Source organism: Pseudomonas poae (assembly GCF_001439785.1).
Classification (GTDB): domain Bacteria; phylum Pseudomonadota; class Gammaproteobacteria; order Pseudomonadales; family Pseudomonadaceae; genus Aquipseudomonas; species Aquipseudomonas poae.
On sequence record NZ_JYLI01000030.1, the window covers coordinates 1 to 21578 of the forward strand.

The 21578-nt window shown below is 63.3% G+C and carries 21 protein-coding genes and 1 pseudogene; 3 read left to right on the top strand and 19 right to left on the bottom strand.

Annotated elements, in window-relative coordinates:
• From TU75_RS24850 to TU75_RS24870, 5 genes and pseudogenes are all read right to left on the bottom strand, one after another.
• Positions 1 to 298: pseudogene (locus tag TU75_RS24850) on the bottom strand (arabinose ABC transporter substrate-binding protein); the annotation flags it as partial.
• A gap of 32 nt (positions 299 to 330) precedes the next feature.
• Entirely contained in the window at positions 331 to 1152 is an 822-nt protein-coding gene (locus TU75_RS24855; RefSeq protein WP_060550453.1) for an SDR family oxidoreductase, read from the bottom strand.
• Positions 1153 to 1491: 339 nt separating this feature from the next.
• Complete coding sequence (locus tag TU75_RS24860; RefSeq protein WP_003193496.1) at positions 1492 to 1971, bottom strand: GNAT family N-acetyltransferase; 480 nt, start codon at positions 1969 to 1971, stop codon at positions 1492 to 1494.
• 65 nt (positions 1972 to 2036) lie between these two features.
• Positions 2037 to 2636: a 4'-phosphopantetheinyl transferase family protein gene (locus TU75_RS24865; RefSeq protein WP_060550454.1), complete on the bottom strand. Its 600-nt coding sequence runs from the start codon at positions 2634 to 2636 to the stop codon at positions 2037 to 2039.
• Positions 2591 to 6628, bottom strand: coding sequence for a Pls/PosA family non-ribosomal peptide synthetase (locus tag TU75_RS24870; protein ID WP_060550455.1), 4038 nt, complete (start codon positions 6626 to 6628; stop codon positions 2591 to 2593). Before TU75_RS24870 ends, TU75_RS24865 begins: the two co-directional genes overlap by 46 nt.
• A gap of 319 nt (positions 6629 to 6947) precedes the next feature.
• On the opposite strand from TU75_RS24870, the gene TU75_RS24875 reads away from it, so the two are divergent.
• From TU75_RS24875 to TU75_RS24885, 3 genes are read left to right on the top strand one after another with little or no spacing between them, the layout of a single operon-like run.
• The gene (locus TU75_RS24875) at positions 6948 to 7286 is read left to right on the top strand and encodes a hypothetical protein (RefSeq protein WP_003233441.1); all 339 of its coding nucleotides are present in this window, start codon (positions 6948 to 6950) and stop codon (positions 7284 to 7286) included.
• Between the two features lie 51 nt (positions 7287 to 7337).
• Positions 7338 to 7604 carry a hypothetical protein gene (locus TU75_RS24880; RefSeq protein WP_003233443.1) on the top strand — a complete coding sequence of 89 codons (267 nt, stop codon included), beginning with the start codon at positions 7338 to 7340 and terminating at the stop codon, positions 7602 to 7604.
• 49 nt (positions 7605 to 7653) lie between these two features.
• On the top strand, positions 7654 to 8034 hold the full coding sequence (locus TU75_RS24885) for a hypothetical protein (RefSeq protein WP_060550456.1): 381 nt from the start codon (positions 7654 to 7656) through the stop codon (positions 8032 to 8034).
• A 60-nt stretch (positions 8035 to 8094) separates the two neighbouring features.
• Here TU75_RS24885 and TU75_RS24890 read toward each other — a convergent pair whose 3' ends face one another.
• The 14 genes from TU75_RS24890 to fabF form a co-directional block, all read right to left on the bottom strand.
• Positions 8095 to 9012: a PfkB family carbohydrate kinase gene (locus TU75_RS24890; protein WP_060550457.1), complete on the bottom strand. Its 918-nt coding sequence runs from the start codon at positions 9010 to 9012 to the stop codon at positions 8095 to 8097.
• Positions 9005 to 10471 (bottom strand): purine-cytosine permease family protein, encoded by a 1467-nt coding sequence (locus TU75_RS24895; protein WP_060550458.1) that lies wholly within the window; start codon positions 10469 to 10471, stop codon positions 9005 to 9007. The genes TU75_RS24890 and TU75_RS24895 overlap by 8 nt, the downstream gene beginning before the upstream one ends.
• Positions 10472 to 10538: 67 nt before the next feature.
• The gene (locus TU75_RS24900) at positions 10539 to 11540 is read right to left on the bottom strand and encodes an ADP-ribosylglycohydrolase family protein (RefSeq protein ID WP_060550459.1); all 1002 of its coding nucleotides are present in this window, start codon (positions 11538 to 11540) and stop codon (positions 10539 to 10541) included.
• Positions 11537 to 12250, bottom strand: coding sequence for a GntR family transcriptional regulator (locus TU75_RS24905; protein ID WP_032870420.1), 714 nt, complete (start codon positions 12248 to 12250; stop codon positions 11537 to 11539). The genes TU75_RS24900 and TU75_RS24905 overlap by 4 nt, the downstream gene beginning before the upstream one ends.
• A gap of 69 nt (positions 12251 to 12319) precedes the next feature.
• Positions 12320 to 12880: a DUF1285 domain-containing protein gene (locus TU75_RS24910; RefSeq protein ID WP_003233454.1), complete on the bottom strand. Its 561-nt coding sequence runs from the start codon at positions 12878 to 12880 to the stop codon at positions 12320 to 12322.
• Between the two features lie 16 nt (positions 12881 to 12896).
• Positions 12897 to 13502 carry a DUF4823 domain-containing protein gene (locus TU75_RS24915; RefSeq protein ID WP_003233456.1) on the bottom strand — a complete coding sequence of 202 codons (606 nt, stop codon included), beginning with the start codon at positions 13500 to 13502 and terminating at the stop codon, positions 12897 to 12899.
• 138 nt (positions 13503 to 13640) lie between these two features.
• The gene (locus TU75_RS24920; RefSeq protein WP_003233458.1) at positions 13641 to 14609 is read right to left on the bottom strand and encodes a GTP 3',8-cyclase MoaA; all 969 of its coding nucleotides are present in this window, start codon (positions 14607 to 14609) and stop codon (positions 13641 to 13643) included.
• Positions 14610 to 14748: 139 nt separating this feature from the next.
• Positions 14749 to 15417, bottom strand: a complete 669-nt coding sequence (locus TU75_RS24925) for a TetR/AcrR family transcriptional regulator (protein WP_003233460.1) — start codon at positions 15415 to 15417, stop codon at positions 14749 to 14751.
• A gap of 444 nt (positions 15418 to 15861) precedes the next feature.
• On the bottom strand, positions 15862 to 16647 hold the full coding sequence (locus tag TU75_RS24930) for a TatD family hydrolase (RefSeq protein WP_003233462.1): 786 nt from the start codon (positions 16645 to 16647) through the stop codon (positions 15862 to 15864).
• A 56-nt stretch (positions 16648 to 16703) separates the two neighbouring features.
• Entirely contained in the window at positions 16704 to 17693 is a 990-nt protein-coding gene (locus TU75_RS24935; protein WP_015372760.1) for a DNA polymerase III subunit delta', read from the bottom strand.
• Entirely contained in the window at positions 17686 to 18318 is a 633-nt protein-coding gene (tmk, locus tag TU75_RS24940; RefSeq protein WP_060550460.1) for a dTMP kinase, read from the bottom strand. The genes TU75_RS24935 and tmk overlap by 8 nt, the downstream gene beginning before the upstream one ends.
• Positions 18319 to 18337: 19 nt before the next feature.
• Positions 18338 to 19483, bottom strand: coding sequence for an endolytic transglycosylase MltG (gene mltG / locus TU75_RS24945; protein WP_060550461.1), 1146 nt, complete (start codon positions 19481 to 19483; stop codon positions 18338 to 18340).
• Between the two features lies 1 nt (position 19484).
• Positions 19485 to 20300 carry an aminodeoxychorismate lyase gene (gene pabC, locus TU75_RS24950; RefSeq protein ID WP_060550462.1) on the bottom strand — a complete coding sequence of 272 codons (816 nt, stop codon included), beginning with the start codon at positions 20298 to 20300 and terminating at the stop codon, positions 19485 to 19487.
• Positions 20300 to 21544, bottom strand: a complete 1245-nt coding sequence (gene fabF / locus TU75_RS24955; RefSeq protein WP_060550463.1) for a beta-ketoacyl-ACP synthase II — start codon at positions 21542 to 21544, stop codon at positions 20300 to 20302. Before fabF ends, pabC begins: the two co-directional genes overlap by 1 nt.
• Between the last annotated feature and the right edge of the window lie 34 nt (positions 21545 to 21578).

Sequence of the window (21578 nt, forward strand, 5' to 3'; positions counted from 1 at the left end):
TGGCCGGGCCGAGGGATACATCCGGCGGGCAGATCACAAAGCCCTTGGCGCCGTTGGCGGCGAGGCTGTCGATGGCCGACAGGGTTTTCTCGCCATCGGGCACGGCGATCTTGATCACGGTGAAGCCATGTTCCTTGCCGGCTTTTTCGGCGAAGGCCCATTCGGTCTGGAACCAGGGTTCTTCGGCCTGTTTGACCAGGAAGCCGATTTTTACTTCTTCAGCAGAAACAGCCCCACTGAAAGCCAATGCAAATGCCACGGCACCCAGGGTTTTCTTAAGCCTGTTTTTAACCAGCATGAACCACCTCATTCTTGTTATTGAGCAACGTTTCAGTCGTGGTACATCACAGACCGCCCGCCATCGATCATCAGGCAGGTGGCATTGATAAAGGGCGCCTCATCGGTAGCCAGAAACAGCGCGGTCATCGCCACCTCGATGGGCTGGCCGATGCGCTTGGGCGGGTGCAGGTCGAACGCGCGCTGGCGCTCGGCATGGGGGTCGGGGAAGGTGTTCCAGTAATCGACGTTGAGCTGGGTTTCGATATAGCCCGGCGCAATCGCATTCACGCGGATGCCCTTGGGCGCGTATTCGACGCCCAGGGCGCGGGTCAGGCCGAGCAGGCCATGCTTGGCGACGGGGTACGGGAAGCAACCGGGAATGATGTGGCTGGAGTGGGTGGACGCGATGTTGATGATGTTGCCGATACCCTGCTCGATCATGTGCGGCAACACACTGCGGCAGCCGTACCAGGCGCCGTCAAGGTCGATGGCGAAGCAGCGGCGCCAGTCTTCGTCGGTCATCTCCAGCGGGTCACGGAACACATTGACCCCGGCGCAGTTGACCAGCACATCGACGCGACCAAAGCGCTCGAGGGCCGTGTCGACCAGCGCCTGCCATTGCGCTTTTGAGGTGATGTCGACGGCTTGCGCATGAATCTCGGCGCCGCGTTCGCGCCAGTGGGCAGCGACCTTCTCGACTTTGTCGGCCTGGATATCGGCGATCACCAGGTGCGCCTGCTGCGCCTGGAAACAGGCCACGATGGCCTCGCCGATGCCTTGGGCGGCGCCGGTGATGATCACCACCTTGTTCTTCAGCCGCTCGCCATACACGGGCTCGGGCACGGCGGGGAGTGACAACGGTTGTGCCTGCATCGCTTCACCTGTTTTATTTTTGGCAGTGAGTGCTGATGCAGGCGACTATAAACCCGGAGACTGAAATATCTCAATATATAAATTTACATCCCACATAGTGAGAAAACCCATTAGAAAAGAGTGGGAGCGGGCTTGCCCGCGAAAGCGGTGGGTCAGTCAACATTAATGTTTGCTGGGCCGACGCCATCGGGAGCAAGCCCCTCCCACATTGTGTAAAGGGTTCGGCAGACAATCTCGGTCGGCTCTCAGGCCGCCGCGCTCTTGATATGTACACCGAAAAACCGCCTTCGCAGGCAAGCCAGCTCCCACAGTTGATCCCAGCGTTTTCAGAGATGCATGTCAGCCAAGGGCAAAGTCGCGCAGCGCGTCGCCTTCCATGCGGTAGCGTACCCACTCTTCCTGGGGCTGGGCGCCGATGGACTTGTAGAACGCAATCGCCGGCTCGTTCCAGTCCAGCACGCTCCATTCGAAACGCCCGCAGCCATTGTCACAGGCGATTTTGGCCAGGTGGCGCAGCAACTTCTTGCCCGCGCCACCGCCGCGCTGTTCCGGGTTGATGTACAGATCTTCCAGGTACAGGCAGTTGCTGCCCAGCCACGTGGAATAACTGAAAAAGAACACCGCAAACCCAATCGGCAAACCGTCACGCAGGCAGATCAGGCCATGGGCGGTGGCCCCCTCGCTGAACAGGCTGCGTTCGATATCCACCACGCTGGCGATCACTTCATGCCGGGCCTTTTCATATTCGGCAAGCTCGGTGATGAAAGTCAGGATCTGCGCAGCATCGCTGGGCACGGCGGGGCGAATCTCAATGGTCATGGGGGCGCCTTGGCAGTTTCAAAGCACACATACTAAGGCGGTTTCATGACCGAATGCAGCGCAATTCATACCGGCAGCGCCAATGCGCCGACCAGCCCCGCCGGCAACGCCAGCTCCAGGGTGCGGGCCGAAGGCTGCGACTGTGGCGACCATTCGCTCAAGCCCAGCCCCGCACATTTGAGCCGCGCCTCGCGCTCGCACCAGGCCCGGGCAAACAAACGCGCCCGCTGCGCCTGGTTCGCGGCGCACAACCGCGCCAGCACCTGCGGGCCGAGGTAATCGCTGGCAACGCCGCGCCAGTCCGCCGTGTCCTGCACGGCCATCACGTCCACGCCCACCGGGCCATGCAAATGCACCGCCGCTACCGAAAAATCGCCGTCGTGACTGATCGACAGCCCGGCACGCGCATGCCCCGGCACCTGAATCTGCGGCACTTGCCCGGCCCCGGCGGATGCTTCGATGCTGCAGCCCGGCACTTCCAGCAGTTGCAGCAGCACCTGACGTACCCGCGTGCGTGCCGCATCGCGGGTGGTGCCGGCCGCGTGCCGCAGGCCAAGCAACAGGATGCCGGCCTGCCAACGCGGTGTCGCCTGCGGCCACATGCACACGGGCACCGGCATCAGGCGCGTGCCGGTGCCGCCGGGCAGCCCACCCAGCTGCTGCATGCCGGGATGCTCTCGCCCTTCATCACCAGGGTCAACGGCCCCAGCCGCGCACCGTCGCCGACCTCGGCGCTGTACAGCACCGCACTGCGCGGCCCCATGTAGACCCGCGCACCGATCAGCACGCGGTCGATTTTCATCACACGGTCTTCGAACAGGTGCGTCTGCGGGCAGGCGCCGGCGTTCAACTCGCTGTGGTCGCCGATGCTCACGCAGTCAAATTCGGTGATGTCGGTGGTGTCCATGTACACGCCACGGCCGATCCGGCAGCCCAGGCCGCGAAAGGCCAGCGGCAGCCACGGCGTGCCGCGCAGGTAGCTCATGAAATTGGGCGCGGCCATGCCTTCGTAAAGGCTGGTGATGCCTTCGGACAGCCACACAAAAGGCGTCCACATCGCTTCGCAACGCTTGCGATAGCGGCCCAGCACCAGCCATTTCAACGCCGCCACCAACAGGTAGTTGCCCAGGCTGTAGGCCAGGCCGATCAGCGCCAGGTAACCGAACACCGCGCCCCAGCGTTCGTCCTGCGCCACCGGCATCAGGTCGAGCATGACCGTGTAGCCCACGGCGATCACCGTGGCGTGAGGCAACACGATGCGCAGGCCCTCGATGCTGCCACGGGCCAGACGACGCCACGGCGTAGGGCGGAATGTCAGGTGGTCCGGGTAGCCACTGACCTGTTCGCGCGCCGGCAGGTTGATCGGCGGTGAGCCGAGCCAGGTGTCACCGCTGGCGATGTCGGCGTTCAGCGGCGCACGGGAATGCACACCGATCAGCACGTTCTCGGGCAACGTCGTGCCGTCGGGAATGTAGCTGCCATTGCCGACGAAGCTGCGGTGCGACACCACGGTTGGCTGAATGCGCATCCAGCCGCCGTCGACCTGTTCATCGCCAAGCATCACGGCGTCGGCGATAAAGGTTTCATCGCCCAGGGTAAGCATGTCGGGAATCACGCCCTGGGCGGTGGAGATTTCCGCATCGCGGCCCACCTTCGCGCCCAGCAGGCGATACCACAGCGGCGCGTAGACCGTCGCGTAAAGGCCGGACAACACGTTGAGACTGGCTTCCTGAATATGGCTCACCAGCCATTTGCTGCAATACACCCGGCTGTGCACCGGGTAGTTGCCCGGTTTGAGGCGCGGCAGCACGGCCCAGCGCAGCGCTGCCGAAATCAGCACCATCGCCACGATCAGCACGGCAGCGGCCGGCAGGGCCAGGGCAAAGTAGCGCAGCAGTTGCACGCCGACGTTTTGCGCCTGCAACCAGGGCAGGATCTGCTGCTCATCGAACCAGTCGATGAGGAAAAACGTCGGGAACACCGGGATGAAAAACAGCGTGGCGATCAGCAGGATGCCGAACCCGTAGAACAGGTTTTCCAGCAGCAATTGCCCACGCCCCACCACCGGCCGCGGCGGCAGGCTGGCCGGGTCGAATGCGCCGATATCGACGGCCGGTGACCCGCTCCAGATGCGCTCGGCCGGCACACTCGCACCGTCGGCCAGCGCCGATTGCCCTTGCAGGTGAGCGCTGCGACCGAGCGCCGTGTTGCCTTCCAGAATCGTGTAGGAGCCCAGGCAGGCGTTGTCGTCGAGCGTGACCTGCCCAAGATGCAGTTGGCCGCGCTCGACGCGGGCGTTTTCCAGGCTTACGCCGTTGCCGATGCTGACCTCATGGCCGATGTGCAACAGGTCGGGAACGCGCACGCCGACGGAGCCGATATTGGCCTCGCGCCCGACCCTGGCACCGAGCGCCCGCAGCCACACACTGTAGAGCGAAGAACCGCTGAGCAGGTAGACCGGCGCCGACTCGATCATGCGCGACGCGGCCCACCAGCGAAAATAGGTCAGGCCCCACAACGGGTAGACACCCGGTTTCAGGCGCCCGGCAATCAGCCATTTGCCGGCGATGGCCAGCACGAACTGCACCAGCGTCGCCAGCAGGAATACCCCAATGGACGCCGCCGTGGCCACGGCCACCGAGTCGCCGGGGCTGCCGGTGAGGTAGTGATAGGTGAAAAAGGGCGCCAGCCACTGGCTCATGCGCAGGCACACCATCGCCGGCAGCAGCGCGGCCTGGGCCAATCCACAACGCCAGCGCGCCAGCGCCGAAGGCGGGGTCCAGGCGGCTTGTTGCGCAGCCGGTTGCGGCATGGCTTGCAGCACCTGCGCAATCGCGCCGACGCGGCGCTGCTGATAGATATCGCGCACGGTGACATGGGCGAAACGTGGGTCGGCGCGCAACGCCGAGGCCAGTCGCGCGGCGAAAAACGAGTGGCCACCCAGGTCGCTGAAAAAATCGGCCTCGCGACGAATCGGCTGGCCGGGGAACAGGGTGTGCAAGGCGGCGAACAGCACGCTTTCGCCAGGGGTTTCGGGGCTGTCCGACTCCAGGTTCGCGCCGCTGGTGTCGACGCCAAGCGGCCGGGCCTTGAGGGTTTTGCGGTCGATCTTGCCGGAAGTCAGGCGCGGCATGCTGTCGAGCAGTTCGAAGCGGCTGGGCACCATGTAGGCCGGCAGGCGCGCCTGCAAGGCCTTGCGCAACTGCACCGGCAGGCCTTCGACCGGCACGCCGCCCTCCGCCACCAGGTAGGCAATCAACTGGTCCATGCCGGCGTCATTGCGCAACAGCACCGCCACCGTGCCAACGCCAGGCTGCTGGGCGAGCAAGGCTTCGATTTCGCCCAGCTCGACGCGAAATCCTCGGATCTTCACCTGATCATCGGCGCGCCCCAGGCACACCACTTGCCCGTCGGCGTCGATGCGCGCGAGGTCGCCGGTGCGGTACAGGCGTTCGTCGTGGTAGCCGCTGGCCCAGGGGTTGTCGATGAACTTTTCGCGGGTCAGATCCGGGCGCCCCAGGTAGCCTGCGGCCAGGCCCGGGCCGATGATGCACAGCTCGCCGGTCTGCCCGCGCGCCAGCAACGTCGGCGCGGCGCCCGCGGCCAGGTCGGCTTCGATCACCAGCAAGCCGTAGTTGGGCAGCGGCGTGCCAATGGTCACCGCGACGCCAGGTTGCAGCCGTGCCAGGCTGGCGGAAACCGTGGCTTCGGTGGGGCCGTAGGTGTTGAAGATCTGCCGACCGGGGCGGCTCCAGCGCTCTACCAGCGATTCGGGGCACATTTCGCCGCCGAGGTTGATCAGGCGCAGGCTCGGCACGTCTTCGCTGAACAGCGCCAGCAAGGTGGGCACCGCGTGCAGCACGCTGATGCGTTGGCGGGTGAGCATGCGCGGCAGGGCTTCGGGGTCGCCGGTGATGTCCTTGGGGCCGAGCCACAGGGTCGCGCCCACCAGGTAGGCGATCCAGATCTCCTCGAACGACATGTCGAAGGCCACGGAAAAACCCTGGTAGACGCGGTCGCTGGCCTGGATGCCGAGGACCGCGTTTTCGCTGCGTAGAAAGTGGCAGATGCTGCCCTGGGAAATCAGAATGCCCTTGGGTTTGCCGGTGGAACCCGAGGTATAGATGACGTAGGCCGGGTCTTCGGGCCGGGCACCGCTGCGGCGTTGCAGCGCGCCCTGCAGCGGCGCAAGCAGATCGTCTGCGCCCCAGGCGACAAGCCCCACCTCCGCCAATGCCGCTGCGCTGCTGCGCGCGCAGATCACGCCGACCGCCTGGGCGTCTTCCATGCACACTTGCAGGCGTTCGAGCGGCGTGTCCTCGTCCATCGGCAGCCAGGCGGCGCCGGCCTTGGCGATGCCGGCCTGCATCACCAATAACGGCATGCCGCGCGGCATCCACAGGCCGACGATCTGCCCCGGCCGCACCCCCGCCTCGATCAGGCGCGAGGCCACACAGGCGGCCTGCCGGTCCAACTCGCCGTAGCTGAGCTGGCGCTCGCCGTCGATCAGCGCCACCTGCCGGGGGTCACGTTTGGCGGTGGCTTCGAGCAGGTCGGCGAGCACCTCGTCACGCAACAGTTCAGGCTGGAGGGGGCCGTACAACACCTCGCTCGAGCGCGTGTTCACGGGGTCTTTCAGCAAGCTCACGGTAGTCATGGCGGCAGTGTTCGCTGTGTGGGGGCCATCCGGCTAAGGCGCCGATACGTAATGTTGCGTATCCACTCCGTATCACCCTCGATACACATCCGGGCGAATGGATCCCCTGAGCTCTGCCTGGAAGGCGACAGATACCCGAAGACCTGGATAACGCCAAAGGACTATCGCAAAGGCCAGCTGTACGGCGCTTGAACGACTGCACATGCGGTACACAAAATCTTACAGGTGCCTCAAGACCGTTCGTCGGCATCAAGGCACGAACCGCAAAGGGGGGCTGACCAATAAGGGGTAAGGACATTAATCATATGGAGACACCCTGATGAAGACTTCCAAGTTTGCTGCCCTCGCCCTCACCGGCCTGCTGTCCGCTGCTTCGCTGAGCGCCGTTGCGGCCAGCTCCACCACCGGCCCGACCAACCCGACACCGGACGCCACCACCGAGTCGCAAAAATCCATGGGCACGGGCATGGACACCAACGGTGGCGCGGTCATCGACAACACCAATGGCGCCGACCCGCACACCAAGGGCCACGACACTGACCGCAAGGCACCTGCTGCTGTCGGCAACGGCAAAATGGGCCCATCGGTCAACGAGCCGAAAATCAATACCGGTAACGACTCGAACGTGCCAGGCGCGCCAAAACAACCCGCGCCTTGATACATCGAAAGCAGGACGAACAGCCGATCATTTCCCCGTGAAGAGGTACGCATGAACGTCGATAGAAACCTTGAGAAAGAAGTCCTTACCCGCCTGTTGCACGCTCACCCGCAAGGGCTGGGCAAGGAGGTGCTGGACAACTACCGCGGTGAAAAGGAGGTGGCCAGTGTGCTGGCGTTTCTCCAGGACCGTGGATTGATCAAGGATGGACATGTGACCACCGACAACGACGGTGAATACTCGCTGAACCTGCCGATCAAGCTGACCGCCTCGGGTGTGGATGAGGCGCGCAAGCTTGATGGTGGAAGCACTCAGTAAATTCATTGCAGGTCCGGCCCCGCTCACGGGGCCGGAAGGAGTTTTGACGATGCCTCGTGGAAGCAAAGCCAAATACACCAGCGAACAGAAACGCAAGGCCGCTCATATCGAAGACAGCTATGAGCAACAGGGTCTGCCCAAGGATGAAGCCGAAGCCCGTGCCTGGGCCACCGTCAACAAGCAGTCCGGCGGCGGCGAAAAGGCCGGCGGTTCGGGCCAGCGCAAAGCGCCGGCAAAGAAGACCCAGGACCGGAAGGATTCGGCCAGGCGCGCGGCAGCCAGTCGTGAAGGACATCCGCGCAGCAGCCGAACGTCGTTGGGCACGCAGATCAAGGAAAGCCTGATGCAGGAGGCGCGAGCCAAGGATATTCCGGGCCGCTCCACCATGCGCAAGGATCAATTGATCGAAGCGTTGCGCAAAGCGGGCTGAACCCCGGTTTAAACACAGGTGGGAGGGGGATTGCCCCCTCCCACCTTTTTGCGCGCGTGTTTAGTCGATAAGGAAGGCATTGAGTTCGGCGGTGCCGGGTGATGTAGCCGGGCCCCACCGTGTTACCGCCAGCGCGGCGGCGGCGTTGGCCTGGCGTGCGGCGTCTGCGGGTTGCAAGCCTTTGGCCAACCCGGCAATGAACACTCCCGCATGCGCATCTCCGGCGCCATTGCTGTCGACCGCCTGCACCTTGAAGCCCGGCACATGCTCGATGACCGAGCCTCGCCCGACCCAGCAACCGTTCGGGCCGTCTCGCACTACCCACACTGTGTCGGCGTTCAGGTGCCGCTTGAGCGATGGCAATGCCGTGGCGATATCCGCCGCGCCGGTGAAGGCGAGGACTTCCGGGCCGTTGCTGGTCCACAAATCGATACGCGGCAGCAGTGCGCGCATCAGGGCCGACTCCGGCGCCTTGACCAGTGGCCCCGGGTCGAACACCACCATGATTTGCCTTGGCAGCGCCAGCAGCCAGTCGATCAACGGTTGCGCCTTGCCGTCGAGCAGCAGGCTGTAGCCGCTGACATACACGTAGTCGTCAGCAGCGGGCACCACGCCGGCCAGGTCCTCGGCGCTCAGCTCCCCTTCGGCGCCCATATGGGAAATGAACGTGCGCTCAGTGCTGGCTTCGGTCAGCGCCACGCACAAGCCGGTGTCCTTGCCGCTGCTGGCCGGCAGGGCCATTTCGATGCCCTCGGCCTGCATCGCTGCGCGTGCCAGGTCGCCAAAACGGCCATTACCATGGCGGCCGAGGTATACCACCGGCAACCCATTGCGGCGCGCGGCCGCCATGACGTTGAAGCCGCCGCCGGTTTCGAAACTGGCGGTTTGCGCCAGCACGTCGCCGCCGCTGGCAGGCAGGGTGTCGAGGGCCATGACCAGGTCGACGATGACCTGCCCGGTGTGCAGCAATCTAGACATGGACGTGCTCGACCCGCGCCGGGCGACGGTCAGCCGCGCCGCCCAATACCGCATAGATCCCGCCAGCCACCAGGAAGGTGACGATCCAGCCGAGCCCGTTGTGGCCCAGCCAGGAGTCGGACAACGGGCCGGCGAACCAGATGTTTTCGGCGGTGGTGCCAATGGTGGTGAAACTGAAACCCAGCACGATGGCCACGGCCCAGGCGCCGAAGGCACGCCATTCCACACCGCCGCGATACCAGTAGGCGCTGCTTGGGCTCACGTCGAGCAAATCCTTGGGGCTGTAGTAATGACGGTGGATCAGGTCGACCACGAAGATCCCGACCCACGCAGTGATCGGCACCGCCAACAGCGAGATGAAGGTGATGAACGGACCGTAGAAGCTGTCGGCGATCAGCATGAAATAGATAGAGCCGGCGAAGATTGCCACGATATCGACGATCACCGCGTGCACGCGCTTGACCTTCAAGCCCAGGGTCAAGGTAGTGAGGCCAGCCGAGTACACCGACAGGTTGTTCGACAGCAGCAGCCCGCCGAAGGCGGTGATCAGGTACGGCACGGCCATCCAGGTGGGCAGCATGTCGCGGATCGCGATGATCGGGTCGGTGGCCGAGGCCAGGTCGTTATTACCCACCGACAGCAGGCCGCCGAGGGTAATCAGCAACACCAGCGGGATGCCTGCACCGAAAGCTGCGGACGCCACCAGACGCACGGCCTTGACGCTGCGGTGCTGGTAGCGCGACATGTCGGCACCGGCGTTGGCCCACCCGATGCCGGTGCCGGCCGCCATGGTGCCGACGCCGATGATCATCGCGCTCAGGGGTGCCGGGGTGGCGTTGAACACTGCGCTCCAGTCGATGGTGGCACAGAGGAAGCCGCCCACCAGAATGTTCAAGGCGCCGAACACGTAGGTGGCCCACTTCTGGATCACCAGCAGGGTGGCATGACCGAGGCCGGAGACCGCCAGGGTCAGCAGCACGAAGATGCCGATAAAGATCAGCGTAAGCACGGGTGCGCTTTTGGCCTCGACCGGCGAGCCGAACAGGATCGAACACAACGACAGCAGCACAAAGGCGGCCGTGGTGGTGTTGACGGTTTCCCAGCCCAGGCGCGACATCAGCGACACCAGCGTCGGGCCGATATTGCCGCGCACGCCGAAGATCGCGCGGGACAGCGTCAGGCTGGGCGCACGGCCACGACGGCCGGCGATGGAAATGATCCCCACCACCGCAAAGGAGCCGGCGGCGCCGAGGATCGCGACAATGATCGCCTGCCAGATGGCTAGGCCACGAAACGCCACCAGCGTGGCGCCAAGCGGCAGGCCGAGGATGCTGATATTGGCGGCGAACCACACCCAGAACAGCTGCAGCGGATGGCCGTTGCACTCGCCTTCCGGCACCGGTTCGATGCCGCGTGTTTCCAATTGCCCGGCGCTTTGGCCGGAAGAGGGGTTGCTCATGAGGGGGCTCCTGATGCCTGTATTGTTGTGGTTGTGGCAAATCTCTTCGATGTGGGCCCTGCGGCGCTTAGCGCAATGCGAGCAGGCCCTTCACCAACGGCTGCAAATCCAGGCCATTGACCTGTTTGACCTGTTCAATCAATGCCGACGGCCAGCACTGCATGCCCAGGCAGGCACCGAGCATGGCGCCGAGCATCGCGGCGATGGTATCGGTGTCGCCGCCCAGGCTCGCGGCCAGGCACACAGCTTCAAACGCGTTCATCGCGCCAACCGCTACCTGCTGAGCCAGGGCGAATGACACCACCACCGATTCCTGGGAAGCGACCGAAGTGCCGATCAATTCGTAGAGCAGGTCAGCGAACAGGGCTTTGTCGCCGCTGCCGACGCTCAAGGTGCGCGCCCAACTGATGCGTGTGGAAATACGTCCGCCGGCAATCCAGTGGCCGTGACCTTCGGACTTTTGCGCGATCTGCACGCCGATGTTCAGCGCTTCGCCCAGGTCCGCGCCATTGATGCCCGCCGATACCACCGCTGCCACCGCCGCCGCGCTGGAAATCCCCAAGGTGGTGTTGTGGGTAACCTGGCACGCCTGAATCACCGCCTGGATGAACCGTGCGGGATCGCTGATATCGGCGGCGATTCCCACTGGCGTGATGCGCATCGCCGCGCCGTTGGTGGTGCCGTAGCGGCCTGACTCTTCCGGCGTGTGGCCGGCCAGGATCAGGTCGATGGCGCGTTTGGTGGACGGGCCCAGCAGGTCCTGGGAGCCCTTGGCGCGCATCGCCGCTTCCCAGTCGATCAGGCGCTGGGCGAGCACGGTGGGCTCGATGTTGCCCCGGCCCTCCACCAGCAATTGGCCCACCAGGATGGCCTGCTCGGTGTCATCGGTAATGGAGCCGGCGGGCATGTTCGGCGCGATGGGCTGGTCGGGCCCGGCGGCTTCAAGGGTGGTGATCGCGCCAAAGCGCTGCTGCACCTGCTCGCGGCTCAGGGACTGGGTGGGCATGCCGAGCGCATCGCCCAGGGCCAAGCCATGGAACGCACCGAGTGCGCGATTTTCAGGGGTCATTTTGAAGCTCCAAACTGCAGGTGCAGGCGAAAGTGCACGGGGTCGAGCAGGCTTTCGACGTACTCCATGAAACGCTCGCGCCGATCGTAGGTGGTGCGCGAAGCCTTGAGAAATACCGTGCCCGTGGGGCGGCCCAGCAAGCGGGCGTCTTCTTCGTTCAGGGGCTCGGCGCCGATCCACTGGTCGCCGGTGTCGCCAATGAAACCGTAGGCGGCCAGGGTGATGGTCAGGGAATTGTCGATCAGGCCGACGCGAGGCAGGCTTTCCAGTCCACCGGACGCGGGCATCAGTGAGCGTTCCAGGGACACAGCAGTGCCTTCGGTGGTACGCCGACGCCGGTCGAGGGCGATGAATTGGTCACTGCCAAAGCGGCTGAGCAGATCGCTGCGGGTCACGGCTTCAAGGCGCAGGATGTCGGTGTTGACCCGTGCGCCCGTGTCCGCCAGGGCCTGGGCCCAGCCGCTGTTCTGGTCCAGCACCATACCGTCAAAGGTGACAATGGAGCCGACGCCGCTTTGGGTCGCGATGTAATTGCGGCGTTTGAGTTCGGCCAGCGCCTCACGCAAGGTGCCGCGGCTGACCGCAAACTCTTCGGCCAACTGGTGCTCGCCTGGCAGCAGGAAACCGTCGACCATCACCCCGGCTTCGATACGGCGGATGAGTTCGTCGACGACGCGTTTTTTCTTATCAAATCGAACATGTCTAATCATGTACAAATTGATACCGAAAGCGCAGGTGTGCAGCAAGCGAATTATTTCAGGGAGATGAACATTCCGGCCTCAGGGCTCCAGGCCGATGGGAAAAAACACCCCGCCGCTCCATACCCCGAGCCAGTGACTACCGTTTATCGGACGGCTTACCGCCAGTTCCACCAATTGGTAGAACACATTGCGATGGACCAGGGCTTCAAGGTTGGTGCGCACCCGCAGGTAAGGCGAAGGTTCCTGGGTGACGGGGTCGGTGACCACCCGCAGCGGGTGTTCAAGGCCGGCCTCGACAACGTCGTCGACGTGAGTGGTAAAGCGCAGCACCTGGCTTTCGCCCTGCCCTTGCACCTCCAGGGTAACGGCCACGAACGGCGCGTCATCCACGTGGATGCCGACTTTTTCCACGGGTGTAACCAGAAAATAATCATCGCCATCGCGGCGGATGATGTTGGAGAACAGCTTGACCATCGGCTTGCGCCCGATCGGCGTGCCTTGATAGAACCAGGTGCCGTCGCGGGCAATACGCATGTCGATGTTGCCGCAGAAATCCGGGTTCCACAGATGCACCGGCGCCGGCCCCTTGCCCTTGGGCAGTTGCGCCAACAGATCGTTGGCCTTGGCGGAATCGGTCATGGGGGTCTCCTTGTTTTTACTGATTGCTCATGCCCAGCAGGCTGCGCGCGTATTGCGCGAGTGGGCGGGCAATCAGGTCCTGTGGCCTGTTGTCGTGGAACGTCAGTAAACCGCCACGACTGCGAATACGTGCAGTATCAATCAAATACTGGGTGCTGGTCTCGATCAGCATGATCTGGATCACCCCGCTGTCCAGTCCGACGCGGTCAAGCGCCTCCTGGTCCGACCATTCGTCGGCGTTGCCGATACGGTCATCGGCGGCGGCAAAACGGCAGTACAGGAGGTAATGAGCACCGGCCGCACGGGCCTCGGACATCGCCTGTTCGAGGCCTTCGGGTTTACGGGCGCGGCGCACCATGGGGAAATATTCGACGAAACCGTTGAAGGCTTCTTCGGCCACCACGTTCGGTCGCGGGTAGGCGCTGCCCGGCGGCACAAAGCTGCCCTGGGCGATAAAGACAAAGGAATCGGGCTGTATGCGCACGGAGGCCGTTCGTCGCGTGTCGCTGTGGTCGAGCAACCCGGCATCGCTCATTTGATAGCGAGTGCCTTCGGCCATATCGCTGACGGTCATGCATCCACCCAGCGCCAACGACGCCAGCAACAAAACCAGACTACGCATCCCAACTCTCCAGAAGCCGGTGACGGAAAACCGGCGAATGGGCACGAGATGCAGATTCTGCGCCAGCTTGAGGGCTACTCAATCAAATGTGGGAGCAAGCCCCCTCCCCCATGGATGCTGTGAAATCACGGGATAGCGTCAGCCGCCGATGATTTTCATGATTGTTGCCCCGCCCGAAAAGGCGACTTCCTGTTTATCGCCCAACGCCTTCATCAACAGGCCCTGCAACGCAGGCAGCGCCTGATGACGCGGTTTGTCCAGAAGGTCGCCGACGTAGTGACGGTTACTCGACGACAGGCAACCGTGCAGCCACCCGGTGGACGACAGCCGCAATCGCGAACAGGTACGGCAAAACGGCACACTCTCGTTGGCGATCACCCCGAAGAAGCCCTTGCCCGGCACTTCATAACGTACCGCCGTGGCATCCACGGGGGCATTGGCCTGCAGGTATTCGTGATGCTCGCCGATCAGGCTGAGCAGTTGCTGCAGGCTGACGAACTGCTGCAGGAACGCGTTGGAGTCCCTGGCCAAGTGGCCCATGCGCATCAATTCGATAAAGCGCAATTCATAGCCGCGCTCCAGGCAGTAGTCGAGCAGCGGCATCACCTGGTCGAGGTTCTGCCCGCGCAGGGGCACCATGTTGACCTTGATTTTGATACCGGCGGCGCGGGCCTGGTCCATGCCGTCCAGCACCGTAGCCAGGTCGCCGCCACGGGCGATGCTGCGAAAAGCGTCGGCGTCCAGGGTGTCGAGAGAGACGTTGATGCGCCGAATGCCGGCGTCCACCAGCAGCGCAAGTTTGCGCGCAAGCAGCTGACCATTGGTGGTCAGGCTGATATCGCTGAGCCCCATTTGCCCCACTTCGCCCATGAAGGCTTCCAGCTTGGGGCTCACCAGCGGTTCGCCGCCAGTGATGCGCAGACGATCGATACCGGCCGCTTCGATCAGGTACGCCACGCCACGGGCCATGGCCTGGGCCGAGAGTTCATCCTGGGCAGCCACCAGCCGCTTGCCGTCGGGCACGCAGTAGGTACACGCGTAATTGCAGGCTGAGGTCAGGCTGATTCGCAAATTGCGAAAACGCCTGCCTTGACGATCAACGATCATGGATCACTCCGGCAGCGGATAATTCTGGCGCACTGAAAACTGACTTATAACTCAGCTTTTAGCAAGGTCCATGCCTGAGTATATTCCTGGGGTAATGCGCCCGGCAGCAAATCATCACGCCATCATTGTGGCGAATGGCTCAGGTGGCCGGGGTCTCGCCGGTTTTCGGCTCCGCGCCTGGCAGCTCGCCGCTGTGCTTGCGCTTGTTGCCCATGCGCACACCAATGTCCATCAGGAACTGGAAAAAGCCTTCCTGGTCTTCCAGCACATTGCTCCAGAACGGCGAGTGGTACAGCGCCACGGCGCCATGCACCAAGGCCCAGGCCGCGCAGTAGTGGAAGTATGGCGGCACGTCTTCGAGCTTGCCTTCGCTGATGCGGCCTTTGATCAACAAGGTCAGACGTTCGAAGTTGGAGGCGCGGATCTTGTGCAGTTCCTCGACCATTTCCGGCACTTGATGGCCTTTGACCACCTTCTCTTCCAGGCGGTCGAACAGGCGGTAGCGCTGCGGGTCGCGCATGCGGAACTCGAAGTAGGCACGCGACAGGGCTTCCTTGTCCTTGTCGACATCGGCCGAGTGCAGCAGTTCGTTCAAGTCACGCTCATAGTCGAGCATCAGGCGCAGATAGATCTCGGCCTTGGACTTGAAGTGCTTGTAGATGGTGCCTTTGCCGATACCCACGGCATCCGCAATCATCTCGACGGTGACGCTGTCCTCACCCTGGTCGAGAAACAACTTGAGTGCGGTGTCGAGAATTTCCTGCTCACGGCGGCGAAACTCACGGACCTTACGGGGTTCTTTGTGCATGAGGAAGAGTTCTGCAGAGGTCGGAATGGGAAGGGTCACGCAGGGCCACGGATACGTGGCGATACGATTTACCCGATGCGAGGGATTATCCCGACTGAACGGTCGTTGAGCAACGCCTATGTGAACCCGTCCGGCACTTTACCTTCAATCCGCCAACGTTTTTGCCTGTATCAGTCAAAAACAAGACGCAGTGCCGGTGCCGGTGCCCGCCCAATGAGAACTCAAGGGAAGCGCGCGTATTCCAAATCTGTTTAAAAAACGACCAACCGCGACTGGACTGAATCCGATACTGATCAATACTTCAACTGTCGGCGCGGCATCTCCCCCAAGTGACGCGGCGACCTGGGTACCGACGGACTGAGTGCCCTTGTTTACTCCTAATGGTCTTAACCCGGATTCATCCCCCCAGAACCCGGGTTTTTTTTGCCTGCGATTTGTGGGGGATCAATCGGCGACGTGTGCCAGGGGGAATAGACGCTTGAAGTTCTCGGTGGTCTGCTCGGCAAAACGCTCGCAGGACTCACCGCGCAGCATCGCCAGGTAGTCCGCGACGTCGCGCACGTATTCCGGCAGATTAGGCTTGCCACGATGGGGGATCGGCGCCAGGTACGGCGAGTCAGTTTCCACCAGCAATCGGTCGGCGGGCACCTGACGGGCCACATCGCGCAGCGCATCGGCGTTGCGGAAGGTGACGATGCCCGACAGTGAAATGTAGAACCCCAGGTCCAGAGCGGCCTTGGCCATGTCCCAATCTTCGGTGAAGCAATGCAACACGCCCGCCTGGGGCAGCGCGGCTTCGCGCAGCAGGGTCAGGGTGTCGGCGCGGGCGCCACGGGTGTGGACGATCACCGGTTTGCCGGTCTGCGCGGCCGCCTGCAGGTGCAGGCGGAACGAGGCCTGCTGCACGTCTGCGGCTTCGGGCTCGTAGTGGTAGTCCAGGCCGGTTTCACCGATGGCCACCACGCGCGGGTGGTCGAGTTCGCCAAGCAGCCAGTCGAGGGCCGGGGTTTCACCAGGCTTGAGGTCCAGCGGGTGAATGCCCACCGAGCAATCCACATCGGCATAGCGTTCAGCCAGGGCTTTGACGCTGGCGGCGTTTTCGGCGCTGACGCCGATGCATAGAAAGTGTCCTACCCCGCGCTGGCGGGCTGCTTCCAGGGCGGCATCGAGGGAGCCGCCGTGCTGGGCGAGGTCAAGACGGTCGAGGTGGCAATGGGAGTCTACAAGCATAGGAAATCACGACTTCAGGAGTGGCGGGCCAACGGTACACCCGTGGGCCGTGGAAATTAACGGCGCCCGAGCAGGCCGACCCACTGCACCAGCAGTGCTTCAAGCAACAGCACGCGGTTGAGGTTGGCCTTGCCGAGTACCTTCTGGCGCTGGGCGAGGATCCAATCCTGGATCGCCAGCACCTTGTCCTGCGCACTTTTCTGCGCAAGGTACTGCACCACTTTGCGCATATCCGGCAGACCCAGGCCGCTTTCGTCCTGGGTCAACTGATAGCGCAGAATCAGGCTCGACCAGTCGCAGAACCAGTCGAACAGCAGCAGCAGCGGAATATCCTTCCACGCGGTTTCGGCCAGTTGCGTGGCAGAGAGCTCTTGCTTGAGCAGCTTCTTCACGCCGTCCACCACCAGCGCGCGCTGTTCGCGAACGCCCTGAGCCTGCAGTTTCACCGCAGCCAATGGCGAGCCTGCGGCAAGGGTCAGCAGCTCCACGCGTTCTTCTTCGCCGCAGTCCGGCAGCGCCTGCGCCAGCCATTGCAGGCTCATCGCCTCACTGGGTAACGGGCACGCCTGCTGCACACAGCGGCTGCGAATGGTCGGTAGCAGGCGACTGGACTGATGGCTCACCAGCAGCAGTACGGTGTCGCCGGACGGTTCCTCCAGACTTTTGAGCAGAGCGTTGGCGGCGTTGATGTTCATCGCTTCCACCGGTTCGATCAGCACCACCTTGCGCCCGCCCATCTGCGCGGTTTGCACCACGAAGCTGACAAGATCGCGCACCTGGTCGACCTTGATCGCCTTGTCCGCTTCCTCAGGTTCCAGGAGATAGTTGTCCGGGTGGCTGCCGGCCTTGAGCAGCAGGCAGGACTTGCACTCACCGCAGGCATGCAGGTTGACCGGGCGCTGGCACAGCAGGCTGGCCATCAGACGCTCGGCGAGGGCGCGCTTGCCGATGCCAATCGGCCCGTGCAGCAAATAGGCATGGGCGTGCTGGGCACGGCCGGCCAGTTGCTGCCAGAGGCCGTCCTGCCACGGGTAGGCTTCAGCCACGGCCGCGCTCCAGCAAGGTTGGCAGCAAGGCATCGATATTCTGCTGCACCTGGGCCAACGGCTGAGCGGCATCCAGCCGGTGATAACGCGCAGGCTCGGCCTCGGCACGGCGGATAAAGGCGCTGCGCACGGCATCGAAGAAGCCATGGCCTTCGAGCTCGAACCGGTCCAGACGACCACGCGCACTGGCACGGGCCATGCCCACGTCCACCGGCAGGTCGAACAGCAGTGTCAGGTCGGGACGCAAATCGCCCTGCACGAAGGTTTCCAGGCTGGCGATGCGCTCAAGGCACAGGCCCCGGCCACCGCCCTGATAGGCGTAGGTGGAATCGGTAAAACGGTCGCAGATCACCACCGCGCCGCGCGCCAGGGCCGGGCGAATAACTTCGGCAAGGTGCTGGGCACGGGCGGCAAACACCAGCAGAAGCTCGGTGTCGGGGTTCATCGGCTCGTCGGCCGGGGCCAGCAGCACGTCGCGAATGCGCTCGGCCAGGGGCGTACCGCCAGGTTCGCGGGTCAATACCACTTCGATACCCTGCGCACGCAGGCGCTCGGCCAGGTAATCGCGGTTGGTGCTCTTGCCGGCGCCTTCCGGGCCTTCCAGGGTAATAAACAGGCCAGTCACAGGTGGTCCTTAGTCAGAGTCATTGCGGGCTTTGCGGCGCGGCTGTATCCGGCGCGGACTCGACCGGTGAGTCGGCCGGTGCGTCGGCCGGTGAGTCGGCTGGAGGCGTCACTTCGTCCAGCGGCTTCACCGCTGGCGCCGGGCTGGAGCGGTAATCGGCGCGGCGCTTGAGCTGAAACTCGCGCACGGCGGCATTATGCGCATCCAGGTCGTCGGAGAAGATATGGCTGCCATCGCCACGGGCGACAAAATACAGACTGCTGCCCGGCGCCGGGTTCAGCGCGGCATGGATCGCCTCGCGCCCGACCATGGCAATCGGCGTCGGCGGCAGGCCGGCAATCATATAGGTGTTATAGGGGTTGGCTTCCTTGAGGTGAGCACGGGTCAACTTGCCGTTGTAGCGCTCACCCAGGCCGTAGATCACCGTGGGATCGGTCTGCAGCTGCATGCCGATCTTCAGGCGACGCACAAACACGCCGGCGATCTGCGCGCGTTCTTCCGGCACACCGGTTTCCTTTTCCACCAGGGACGCCATGATCAGCGCCTGATAAGGATCGGTATACGGCGCATCGGCGGCGCGCTTGCTCCATTCCTGGGCAAGTACGTCGTCCAGGCGGTTGTAGGCTTTTTTCAGGAATTCGACATCGGTCATGCCCCGCACGAAGCGGTAGGTATCCGGGAAAAAACGCCCCTCGGGGAATACACCGGGATGGCCAAGCTTGTCCATCACTTCACTGTCGCTGAGACCGGACAGGGATTGCACGATCTTGTCGTGCCTGGCCAGGGCGGACCGCACCTGACGGAAATTCCAGCCTTCCACCAGGGTCAGGCTGTACTGCACCACTTCGCCGCGCTGCCACAGGCCGATCAGGTCCTGGGCCGTCATGCCCGGGGTCATGCGGTATTCGCCGCTGTGCAGGGGCTGGCCGTCGAGATTGAAACGCCAGTACAAACGCAACCAGAAGGCACCGTCGATCACGCCTTCGTTTTCCAGGCGGTTGAACGTGCCGGTTGGCGTGGCCCCGGCCGGTACGTCGAGTAATTGCTCCTGGGTCAGTTTCAACGGCTGCTTCAAGGCAGACTCGTATTTCCAGGCGCCAATCCCCACCAGCAACGCTGCCGAGAACAGGCCGATCAGCAGCAGTACAATCAGTTTTCGTATCAACTCAAATATCCAATAGCGCGCGAACGATGCCCTGCAGTTTACGGGTGAGCGGCCCAACCGACCAGCTCATCGCAGCACAGCCGCGCACCGGCCAAATGCCATAAACGCTGTTGCAGATGAAGACTTCATCGGCCTGTTGCAGGTGCTCCAGGCTGATGTCAGCCACGGCCACGGGGATGCCCAGCGCTTGTGCCTGGGCCCGGATCTCGGCGCGCATCACCCCGGCCACGCCGCAACGATTCAGATCAGCGGTCAGCAACCTGCCGTCGCGCACCAGAAACAGGTTGCTGAAGACGCCTTCGATGACGCGACCGGACCTGTCCAGCATCAGGCCTTCGGCATGCTCGGCGTCCTGCCATTCTGCGCGGGCGATCACTTGTTCGAGACGGTTGAGGTGCTTGAGGCCGGCCAGCAACGGCTGCTCGGCCAAACGGGTGGCGCACGGAAACAGGCGGATGCCGACAGTTTCATGGGCCGGGGGATAGGTCGCAGGCGCAGAGCCTTGCAGAATACGCCGCACCGGCGCGCCGGGGTTGATGCCGTAGCCGCGCAGGCTGTCGCCGCGGGTAAGGATCAGTTTGAGCACGCCGTCACCCAGGGCGGCGGCAAAGGCCTGTACTTCGCTGCGGATCAGCTCATGATCCGCCGCCAGAGCGAGGCGCCTGCAACCCTCTTCGAGACGTTGCAGGTGACGCTCAAGCAGCACCGGCCGCCCACCCTTGACCGCAAGGGTCTCGAACAGGCCGTCACCGTAAGCCAGGCCACGATCTTTCAGGGGCACGCTGTCCGCTGGCTGACCGTCGACCCAGCTGTGCATCACTCTGCGAACCGGCGGAACACCAGGGAACCGTTGGTGCCACCAAAGCCGAACGAGTTGGAAATCGCCACGTCGATCGGCATCGTCTGGGCTTCGTGGGGCACGAAGTTCAGGTCGCAGCCTTCGTCAGGTTCATCGAGGTTGATGGTCGGCGGAGCGACCTGGTCCTTGATGGCCATGACGCTGAAGATCGCTTCGACCGCGCCCGCCGCGCCCAACAAGTGGCCGGTCATGGACTTGGTGGAGCTGACCGCCAGCTTGTAGGCGTGCTCACCGAACACCGATTTGATGGCTTCGGCTTCCGCCAGATCGCCGGTCGGGGTCGAGGTGCCATGAGCGTTGATGTACTGCACCTGGTCGGCGTTGACCTTGGCATCGCGCAGGGCATTGGTGATGCACCGCGCAGCACCGGCACCGTCGGACGGTGGGGAGGTCATGTGGAACGCGTCGCCGCTCATGCCAAAGCCGATCAGCTCAGCGTAGATGGTGGCACCGCGCGCCTTGGCGTGCTCCAGCTCTTCGAGCACCAGCGCACCGGCGCCATCGGACAGCACGAAGCCATCACGGCCCTTGTCCCACGGACGGCTGGCACGGGTTGGCTCATCGTTGCGGGTCGACAGCGCACGGGAGGCACCGAAGCCGCCCATGCCCAGCCCGCAGGCGGCCATCTCGGCGCCACCGGCGATCATCACGTCAGCTTCATCGTAGGCGATATTGCGCGCCGCCATGCCGATGCAATGGGTGCCCGTGGTGCACGCCGTGGCAATAGCGTAGTTGGGTCCCTGCGCACCCAGGTGGATGGACAGGAAGCCGGAAATCATATTGATGATCGAGCCGGGCACGAAGAACGGTGAAATTCGACGCGGGCCAGAATCGTGCAGGATGCGGCTGGTTTCTTCGATATTGGTCAAACCGCCAATACCCGAACCCATGGCCACGCCGATGCGCTCACGGTTGGCGTCAGTGACTTCCAGACCTGCGTTACGCACTGCCTGAAAACCTGCGGCCAGACCGTATTGAATGAACAGGTCGAGCTTGCGGGACTCTTTGATCGAGAGATATTCCTCGACATTGAAGCCCTTTACCGAGCCGCCAAAACGGGTGGAATAGGCAGAAAGGTCCGTATGTTCGATCAGACCGATACCACTGCGGCCAGCCAGAATGCCCTGCCAACTGCTCGGCACATCCGTACCCAGTGGCGACAACATACCCATACCGGTGACTACGACGCGTCTACGCGACACAGCACTCTCCTTTTTCTTGATGACGACACTTTTC